The sequence below is a fragment of the Kitasatospora sp. NPDC001539 genome (genome assembly GCF_040298565.1).
GTDB lineage: Bacteria > Actinomycetota > Actinomycetes > Streptomycetales > Streptomycetaceae > Kitasatospora.
In genome coordinates this window covers 1-9,637 of the sequence record NZ_JBEPAK010000257.1, presented here as the reverse complement: position 1 = coordinate 9,637, position 9,637 = coordinate 1, and the positions used below count along the sequence as shown (strand labels likewise).

At 70.3% G+C, this 9,637-nt stretch carries 7 protein-coding genes; all 7 read right to left on the bottom strand.

What is annotated here, in order from left to right:
* Positions 1-34: 34 nt before the first annotated feature.
* Complete coding sequence (rpoB, locus tag ABT247_RS28160; protein WP_350747793.1) at positions 35-3,514, bottom strand: DNA-directed RNA polymerase subunit beta; 3,480 nt, start codon at positions 3,512-3,514, stop codon at positions 35-37.
* A 663-nt stretch (positions 3,515-4,177) separates the two neighbouring features.
* The gene (rplL, locus tag ABT247_RS28155; RefSeq protein WP_350747790.1) at positions 4,178-4,564 is read right to left on the bottom strand and encodes a 50S ribosomal protein L7/L12; all 387 of its coding nucleotides are present in this window, start codon (positions 4,562-4,564) and stop codon (positions 4,178-4,180) included.
* A 90-nt stretch (positions 4,565-4,654) separates the two neighbouring features.
* Entirely contained in the window at positions 4,655-5,218 is a 564-nt protein-coding gene (gene rplJ / locus ABT247_RS28150; RefSeq protein ID WP_350747787.1) for a 50S ribosomal protein L10, read from the bottom strand.
* A gap of 415 nt (positions 5,219-5,633) precedes the next feature.
* Positions 5,634-6,512: an SCO4651 family lipoprotein gene (locus ABT247_RS28145; protein WP_350747784.1), complete on the bottom strand. Its 879-nt coding sequence runs from the start codon at positions 6,510-6,512 to the stop codon at positions 5,634-5,636.
* Positions 6,513-6,630: 118 nt separating this feature from the next.
* A complete protein-coding gene (locus ABT247_RS28140) occupies positions 6,631-7,551 on the bottom strand; it encodes an SCO4651 family lipoprotein (RefSeq protein WP_350747781.1) in 921 nt (306 codons plus the stop codon).
* A gap of 87 nt (positions 7,552-7,638) precedes the next feature.
* The gene (locus ABT247_RS28135) at positions 7,639-8,499 is read right to left on the bottom strand and encodes an SCO4651 family lipoprotein (protein WP_350747778.1); all 861 of its coding nucleotides are present in this window, start codon (positions 8,497-8,499) and stop codon (positions 7,639-7,641) included.
* A gap of 113 nt (positions 8,500-8,612) precedes the next feature.
* The gene (locus ABT247_RS28130; protein WP_350747775.1) at positions 8,613-9,458 is read right to left on the bottom strand and encodes a hypothetical protein; all 846 of its coding nucleotides are present in this window, start codon (positions 9,456-9,458) and stop codon (positions 8,613-8,615) included.
* Between the last annotated feature and the right edge of the window lie 179 nt (positions 9,459-9,637).

The window sequence follows — 9,637 nt, the reverse complement described above, 5'->3', positions numbered from 1 at the left end:
GGCCGGCTGCTCGGGGCAGCCGGCCCGGCCTCCGTCAGACCTCTTCGACGCTGCTCGGCTCGCGCCGGGACAGGTCGATGCCGAGCTCCTCGGCGGCGCGGAACACGTCCTCGTCGGAGTCCCGCATCTCGATGGACTGGCCGTCCGAGGACAGCACCTCCACGTTGAGGCAGAGCGACTGCATTTCCTTGATGAGAACCTTGAAGGACTCGGGAATGCCGGGCTCGGGGATGTTCTCGCCCTTGACGATGGCCTCGTAGACCTTGACCCGGCCGAGGACGTCGTCGGACTTGATGGTGAGCAGCTCCTGCAGCGCGTACGCAGCGCCGTACGCCTCCAGGGCCCACACCTCCATCTCACCGAAGCGCTGACCACCGAACTGCGCCTTACCACCGAGCGGCTGCTGGGTGATCATCGAGTACGGACCGGTCGAACGGGCGTGGAGCTTGTCGTCGACCAGGTGGTGCAGCTTGAGGATGTACATGTAGCCGACCGAGATCGGCATCGGGAACGGCTCGCCGGAGCGGCCGTCGAACAGCCGGGCCTTGCCGGTGGAGTTCACCAGGCGCTCACCGTCGCGGGTGAGGGTGGTGTTGTCCAGCAGACCGGTGATCTCGTCCTCGCGGGCGCCGTCGAAGACCGGGGTGGCGAGGTTGGTGCCACCCGTGACCCGGTCGGCGCCGATCGCCTGCAGGCGCTGGGCCCACTCGTCGGCGAGGCCGGAGACGTCCCAGCCCTGCTTGGCGAGCCACCCGAGGTGGATCTCCAGGACCTGTCCCGGGTTCATTCGGGACGGGACACCCAGCGGGTTGAGGATGATGTCGACCGGGGTGCCGTCCTCGAGGAAGGGCATGTCCTCGACCGGGAGGATCTTGGAGATGACACCCTTGTTGCCGTGGCGGCCGGCGAGCTTGTCACCGTTGGTGATCTTGCGCTTCTGGGCCACGTAGACGCGGACCAGCTGGTTCACGCCCGGGGGAAGCTCGTCCCCCTCCTCGCGGTCGAAGACGCGCACGCCGATGACCTTGCCGGACTCACCGTGCGGGACCTTGAGCGAGGTGTCGCGGACCTCGCGGGCCTTCTCGCCGAAGATCGCGCGGAGCAGGCGCTCCTCGGGGGTCAGCTCGGTCTCACCCTTCGGGGTGACCTTGCCGACGAGGATGTCACCGGTGACGACGTCGGCGCCGATCCGGATGATGCCGCGCTCGTCGAGGTCGGCGAGGACCTCCTCGGAGACGTTCGGGATGTCCCGGGTGATCTCCTCGGGGCCGAGCTTGGTGTCACGGGCGTCGACCTCGTGCTCCTCGATGTGGATCGAGGAGAGGACGTCGTCCTGCACGAGGCGCTGCGACAGGATGATCGCGTCCTCGTAGTTGTGACCCTCCCACGACATGAACGCCACGAGCAGGTTCTTGCCGAGGGCCATCTCGCCCGCGTCGGTGCAGGGGCCGTCGGCCAGCACCTGGCCGGCCTCGACCCGGGCACCCTCGTCCACGAGCACCTTCTGGTTGAAGGAGGTGCCCTGGTTGGAGCGGGTGAACTTGGCGGCGCGGTACGTGGTGTACGTGCCGTCGTCGTTGGCCACGGTGACGTAGTCGGCCGAGACCTCCTGGACCACACCGGCCTTCTCGGCGGTGATCACGTCGGCGGCGTCGACGGCGCAGCGGTACTCCATGCCGGTGCCGACCAGCGGGGCCTCGCTCTTCAGCAGCGGCACCGCCTGGCGCATCATGTTCGAGCCCATGAGCGCGCGGTTGGCGTCGTCGTGCTCGAGGAAGGGGATCATGGCGGTCGCGACCGACACCATCTGGCGCGGCGAGACGTCCATGTAGTCGACCTCGGTGCCCGGCACGTAGTCGATCTCGCCGCCACGGCGGCGGACCAGGACGCGCGGCTCGGCGAAGTGGCTGTCCGCGGTGAGCGGAGCGTTCGCCTGGGCGATGACGAAGCGGTCCTCCTCGTCGGCGGTCAGGTAGTCCACCTGGTCCGTCACGAGGCCGGTCTCGTCGACCTTGCGGTACGGGGTCTCGATGAAGCCGAAGGCGTTCACCCGGCCGTACGAGGCCAGCGACCCGATCAGACCGATGTTCGGGCCTTCGGGGGTCTCGATCGGACACATGCGCCCGTAGTGCGAGGGGTGCACGTCACGGACCTCGAAGCCGGCGCGCTCACGGGAGAGACCGCCGGGGCCGAGGGCGGACAGACGGCGCTTGTGGGTCAGGCCCGACAGCGGGTTCGTCTGGTCCATGAACTGCGACAGCTGGCTGGTGCCGAAGAACTCCTTGATGGAGGCGACGACCGGCCGGATGTTGATCAGGGTCTGCGGCGTGATCGCCTCGACGTCCTGGGTGGTCATGCGCTCGCGCACGACGCGCTCCATGCGGGCGAGACCCGTACGGACCTGGTTCTGGATGAGCTCGCCGACGTTGCGCAGGCGGCGGTTGCCGAAGTGGTCGATGTCGTCGACCTCGACCACGATGTCGCGGCCGGTCTCGTCGCGCCACTCCGTCTCACCGGCGTGCAGCTTCACCAGGTACTTGATCGCACCGATGATGTCGGGCTCGGTGAGCACGCCGGAGTCCAGCGACTCGGCGTTGCCCAGCTTGCGGTTGAGCTTGTACCGGCCGACCTTGGCCAGGTCGTAGCGCTTCGGGTTGAAGTACAGGTTCTCCAGAAGCGTCTGCGCGGCCTCGCGCGTCGGCGGCTCGCCCGGACGCAGCTTGCGGTAGATGTCCAGCAGCGCGTCGTCCTGGCCCTGGGTGTGGTCCTTCTCCAGGGTGTTGCGCATCGACTCGTACTCGCCGAACTCCTCGAGAATCATCTCGTTGGTCCAGCCGAGCGCCTTGAGCAGCACGGTGACGGACTGCTTGCGCTTGCGGTCGATGCGGACGCCGACCATGTCGCGCTTGTCGATCTCCATCTCCAGCCAGGCACCACGCGAGGGGATGACCTTGCAGGAGTAGATGTCCTTGTCGGACACCTTGTCCAGGGTGGAGTCGAAGTACACACCCGGGGAGCGGACCAGCTGCGACACGACGACACGCTCGGTGCCGTTGATCACGAACGTGCCCTTGTGGGTCATGAGCGGGAAGTCGCCCATGAAGACCGTCTGAGACTTGATCTCACCGGTCTCGTTGTTGGTGAACTCGGCCGTGACGAAGAGCGGGGCCGCGTACGTGAAGTCGCGGTCCTTGCACTCGTCAATGGAGTTCTTCGGCGGCTCGAAACGGTGGTCGCGGAAGGTCAGGGACATCGACCCGCTGAAGTCCTCGATCGGCGAGATCTCCTCGAAGATCTCCTCCAGACCGGACTTGGTGGGGACGTCCTGACCGGACTCCAGCGCCTCCTCGACCCGGGCCTTCCAGGCCGCGTTGCCGAGCAGCCAGTCAAAGCTCTCGGTCTGCAGGGCCAGGAGGTTCGGGACCTCGAGGGGCTCCTTGATCTTCGCGAAGGAGACGCGGAGCGGGGCGGTGGATGCGGCGGAATTGTTCGAGGCGTTGCGCGGCGCGGCCAAGAGGGGGGTCCTTCCGAGGGCTCGGAGCTCACTACGCGCGTACCAGCCGGGCCTGCTTGAGCCTTGACCCCACCTCCGTGGCCACCGGCCTCTGCCGGGGGCGAAACCCCAGGTCAGAGCCGATTTGCGGAGGCGGTGCCAGACCCCTTCAGGGCAACGCAAACTCCGGGCGACGAGTCACGGAGCAGCTAACAGGCAGCGCAAAGGGACAGTGTAGCCAAAGGCCACACTGCTGTCCAGCTCTGATTCGGAGACCGAATCGGAGACTCCTCCCGGTAGCCGGCGGACGCGGAGCGCCCACCGGGTACTGCTCTAACTCACGTGGAGTCATTTCCCGCCGGAGCCGCTGGTTATGCATCCAGCCGCAAACCAACCGGGCGGACTCGCGCCTTGAGAATCGCGCGCCGCGCCGGGTTCGTCAAGGGCCCGCCGGCGGTGCGGACCTCGATCCGTCTATCGGCCGGAACCCCTCCGGCGTTACAGAAGCCGTGGTGGGGGCCACCGTCGACGACGGTGATCACCATACTCCTCGGCGCCGACACTGCCGAGTGCGCGATCGGCCACACCGGTGGTTCCGGCCGGCCCCGGAACGCGAAAAGGCCGGGCCGACCACCCGCAAGGGTGATCGGCCCGGCCCGGCGCCCCCTCAGAGGGGGCACAGGATCACTTGACGGTGACCTTGGCGCCGGCGCCCTCGAGGGCAGCCTTGGCCTTCTCGGCAACGTCCTTGGCGACCTTCTCGAGAACCTTGGCACCAGCGGTGTCAACGAGGTCCTTGGCCTCCTTCAGGCCGAGGGAGGTCAGGGTGCGCACCTCCTTGATGACCTGGATCTTCTTGTCGCCGGCCGACTCGAGGATGACGTCGAACTCGTCCTGCTCCTCGACGGCGGCCTCGGTGCCAGCGGCACCACCGGCGGCGGCGGCCACGGCGACCGGGGCGGCAGCGGTGACGTCGAACTTCTCCTCGAAGGCCTTCACGAAGGCAGCGAGCTCGATGAGGGTGAGCTCCTCGAACTGCGCGAGCAGCTCGTCCTGGGACAGCTTCGCCATGATTGGCGTCCTTCCACTAAATCGGCAGGTGGTGCCGGATGTACGGGTTGGCGGGCGTACGGGCCCGCAGCGAGGCGTGAGCCTGCCGAATTACTCGGCGGCCGCGTCCTCGGCGGCGGGAGCCGGCGTACCGGCACCGCCCTGCTCGACCTTGTCGCGCAGCGCGTCCACGGTGCGGACGAGCTTCGACGGGAGGGCCTGGAAGAGCGCGGCAGCCTGGGACTGCTTGGCCTTCAGGGCACCCGCCAGCTTGGCGAGCAGCACCTCGCGGGACTCGAGGTCCGCGAGCTTCTTGATCTCATCGGCGGACAGCGCCTTGCCGTCAAGGACACCGCCCTTGATGATGAGAGCGGGGTTCTCCTTGGCGAAGTCACGCAGAGCCTTCGCCGACTCCACCGGGTCACCGGTGACGAAGGCGACAGCCGTCGGACCGTTGAACAGGTCGTCGAGCTCGGAGATCCCGGCCTCATTGGCCGCGATCTTGGTCAGCGTGTTCTTCACCACGGCGTACTCGGCGTTGTCGCCGAGCGAGCGACGCAGGGTCTTGACCTGCTTCACCGAGAGACCGCGGTACTCGGTCAGCAGCGCCGCGGCGGAGCCACGGAACTTGTCCGTGATCTCGGCGACGGCGGCAGCCTTGTCGGGCCTGGCCATAGGCTTACGCCTCCTTCCGTGATGTCGAAGTCCGGCCGACCGCGAAAGTCGACCATTCACGCCTCGAACCGGCCGGACGGAAGGAAAGCTCCTGCGAAATGCAACGAGCCCCGGTGCGCAGGGCGCACGGGGCTCTCCACGACCTCGACGGCGACCGCGCGGACGCGGGACCGGAAGTCCAAGCTCCAAACACACCTGCGCGGGCTGCCTGTGCTGGGCACAGATCCTTCGGCCACCGGCTCCCTGACGGGCGCACGGCGACAACCAGCGGTCTTTGGCTTCCGCCACAGTAGCCGGACTCGTTCGTACGGCGCAAATCGCCCTCGGACGGGTGAACCCCGGACGGGTCGGTGGACCCTCGGCGGATCTCCGCGTCCCTCGGACCGCCGGCGGCCGCACGGAGCGCCGGCGCCCCTCAGCGCGCCAGCGGGGAGACCGTCCGGACCCCGGTGTCCACGGTGTCCGTCTCGGCCGGGGCCTGGGCCGAGAGCAGCGGCCCGGCGAGGTCGGAGTAGACCACGGAGTCGTCGGCCCGGCCGCTGTCCCCGGTGCCGGTGCGCTGGAGGCGGACCAGCTGGTCCTTGTCGTTCAGCCAGAGGTCCACGGTGAGCGAGAGCGAACCGCCCGGTGCCAGGGCCGCCCGCAGGCCGTCCCGCCGGGCCTGGCTCAGCTGGGTCTGGGCGGCCGCGTACCGCTCGGCGGTGGTGGTCACCCGGTAGTGCTCGACGGTCGAGTCCTCGAGCTTCTCCTCGCCGACGAAGGCCGGGTCCACACCGTCGGCGGTGGCCGCGGTCAGCGCCTCCACCGGGTTCAGCAGGTCGATCAGCCCCGCGTACGGGACCTCCTTGCGGCCGTCCGGGCCGGGCGGGACGGAGAAGCGCTCCCAGTGCCGGCCCCCGTTGCGGGCGGCGGTCGCGGCGTCGCCGCCCTGGTAGGCGACGGTGTCCACGACGATCAGCTGCTCGGCGTCGGCCGGGGTGGAGCGCTTGACCTGCAGCGCCGTCTTGGGCGCCCAGAACAGCGGGCCGTAGCCGGCGTCCGCGCCCAGCCGGTAGCTGACCTTCGCCCGGCGGGCGGTCTGCATGGCCAGTTCGGCGGAGAGCAGCACCCCGTGCGGCGACCGGTCGGTCGGCTTGGCCGGCCCGCTCGGCGTCGCACCGGTCGACGGGGCGCCGGCGGAGGTCGGGCTGCCGGAGGGCGTCACGGCGGCTCTGCCGCCCCCGCCGCACCCGGTCAGCCCGGCCGCGAGCACGACCACGGCAGCCAGCGCCGCGAGCCGCTGCCGTCCCGCCATCGTCCGTTCCTCTCTCACCCGGCCACCTTGCCATCCGGACCGGGATCGAGGGGTGGTGGCCCCCTGGGGAAGCCTCAGCGATTCGACCGCCTCCGGACGGCCGTACGTCCGGCCGCGGTCAGCCGGCGGAGCCCGCGAGCTTCTGCAGCTCGGACGCCTCCACGGTGTCGGAGGGGTCCGGCGCGGTGGTGTCGACCGCCACGCCGTAGTCCGAGTAGAGGACGGAGGCCTTGAACGCGCCGGCCTTGGTGTCGCCGGTCTCGGTGCGCTGGACGACCAGCTGGTCGGCGTCGACCCAGACGTCGATCGTCTCCTTGGAGATGCCGGCGGTCCTCAGCTTCTCCTTGAGCTGGTCGAGCTGCTGCTGGGTCATGCCCTTGCCGGCCGCCGCGGTGATGTCGTTCAGGTCGAGCACACCGGAGTAGTGGGTGGTCGCCTTTCCGGCCACGGTCTCCTGGCCGACCTCCGTCACCTTGCCGGTGGCGATCAGCGCCCGCACGCCCTCGACCGGGTCCGCGTCCTTCAGCTGGTCGGAGCTGCCCCCGGTGGCCTTGGCCTGGTCGGCCTGGCTGTAGTGCATCCAGTGGCGGCCGCCCAGCGCGTCCACCGCCTCGCCGCCGAGGCGCAGGTACATGCCGTCCTTGGCGAAGCGGTACGGCGCGGAGTCGCTGCCGGTGATCTTCGCGAGGGCCTGCCCCATGGGGGAGCCGGACAAGTCCATCGTGAGCTCGCCCTGGAGACCGTCGGCCCAGGACATCGCACCGGTGCCCTTCATGGCGATCGGGCCGATCGTGATCGCCTCGTCGACCTTGGCCGACTTGGCGGCGCTCACCTTCTGGGTGACCTGCTCCAGGTAGGCCGCCGGGCTCACCTTCACCGGGGCGGCGGAGGTCGGCGCGGTGGACGGGGTGTTCGCGGCGGCGGCCGAGCCCGGCGCGGCCGGGGCCGCGCTCTTGCCGTCGTCGCTGTTGCAGGCGGTCGCGGTCAGGGCCAGCGCGGCGAGCACGACGGCCAGGGCGGTGTTGCGGGTTCCAGCCATGGGTTCCCCCCTCGAGAACCCCCCGGGCGCACGGTGCGCCCGGGGGCGTGAGCCGGTCGGCGGTGCGGGCGGGCCGGTGGCCCGCCGTCAGCCGAGCAGCTTGAGCAGGTCCGCCGGGGACCCGAGGTCGCCGGCGGCGGGCGCCTCGAACTTCGCGCCCTTGCCCAGATCCGAGTACGTGACGGTGACGGCCTTCGACTCGCCGTTGGTGTCGCCGTACTCCCGGTACTTCACGAGTTCCTGCTTGTCGTTCAGCCAGAAGTCGATGGTGAGGGTCTTGCCGTCCTCCTCCAGCGTCTTCTGGACGGACTGGCGCTGCTCGGCGGAGAGCGAGGTCATCCCGGCCACCAGGACCGAGGTGTCCTCGACCGCCCGCAGGTGGGTGGTCCGGACGCCGTCCACGGTCTCCTCGCCGACCTTGCTCGGCTTGCCGCTCTGGCCGGCGACGGTGAGCTGGGCGACGGGGTTCATCATCTGACCCATCACCAGGAAGGCGCTGCCCATCTCCTCGGAGGCGGGCACCTTGACCCAGTGCTTGCCGCCCAGCGCCGGGGCTGCGGTGTCGTCGCCGCCGACGTAGGCGTCCGTCCCGATCACCCGGACCTTGAGCTTCTTGCCCTCCATGTCGCTGGTGAGGTCCACGGAGGCCTTGCCCGGGTCCTTCCAGTCGGCGGTGCCGGCGCCGCCGGGCTGGGAGCTGTCCGGCGTGATCATGGCGACCTTGCCGTTGCCGGCCTTCTGCATCACCAGGGCGGCGGCGGCCAGCGCGGCCTTCGGGTCGCCGGTCAGCGCGGCCGCCAGGGAGCCCGGGTCCTTGGTCGCGGCGCTCTTGGTGTCGGGGCTCTTGGCGTCGTCGCCGCTCTTGCCGCTGCCGCTGCCGCAGGCGGTGAGAGCGGCCAGCAGGACCGCCGCGGTGACAGCGGTCGAGGCGAGGCGCACAGCGCGCATGGAAGGTACCCCCCGTAGCGATTCAGGTTTTCGGAAGAGCCGATTCTCAGCTTCTTCTCACGCGGACTCTAACGGATCACCCGATCGGCGCCGCACCGGATATCCCGCTCCCCTCACCCGGCCGCGGTGGTCGGTGCACCCCCCACGGCGGTCGGTGCATCCCCCGCGCCGGTCGGCGCATTCCCGGCGGCGGTCGACGGATCCCCGGCCGCGGAGGCTGAGACGTCGGTCGTGGTCACCGTGGTTCCGGCACTGCCGCGGACCGTCTCGCGCAGCCTCAACAACCGCTGGCCGGGCCCGATCCACAGGTCGTAGCCGATCTCCGCCACCCCGCGCTGCCGGTACCAGTCGACCGTCGGGGCGAGCCGCTGCGGGCTCAGCTGCCGTTCCGCGCCGAAGAGTTGGGCCACCGGCGCGGATCCCCGGTAGTGCGCGACGGTCATCCCGTCCAGCTGCTCGCCGCCGAGTGAGCTCAGCCGGTCGGTCTGGGCGATCGCGTACGCCCGGCTGCCCGGGTCGGTGATCAGCGCGGTGGTCCAGCCGCCCGCGTAGCCCTCCGGGTCGGCGCCGGCCTTCGGGTCGAGCGACTCGGCGGTGGCGCGGTCCGCGTGCTTGTCGGGGCCGCCCTGGTAGGCGAGGTCGATCGCGCCGTCCCGCAGGGTCAGCCGCCCGGACCCCAGCTCGTCGGTGACGGTCAGCGCGGCCTCGTCCCGGTCGCCCCAGGCCAGGGTGCCGCCGGCGGTGCGCCTGCCGTCCGGCCCCTCCCGCACCACGTCGATCCGGGCGCCGCCGGTGTCGTCCAGTGCCTGGGCGGCCGCGAGCACCACCTGCCGGGGCGGCACCGGCGCCGGCTCACCGGGGACGGCGGTGCCGGGGGCGGCCAGGACGCTGCAGCCGGTGCCGGCACCGAGCAGCAGCAGGGCCGCCGCGAGCGCGGCGGGGCGAAGGGCGGGCGGCACGGCACACTCCTGCGGTCACAGGTTCTCCACATGATCTGACCGGCAGAGCGTACGACGGTCCGGGCAAACGTTCGCATTCGCCGATGTCCCGATCCGGCAACCGTTTCGACGTCGCCTCGATCGACGCCTTCCCCACGCACGACGGCGGGCCCGCACCCCCGGTGAAGGGGGTACGGGCC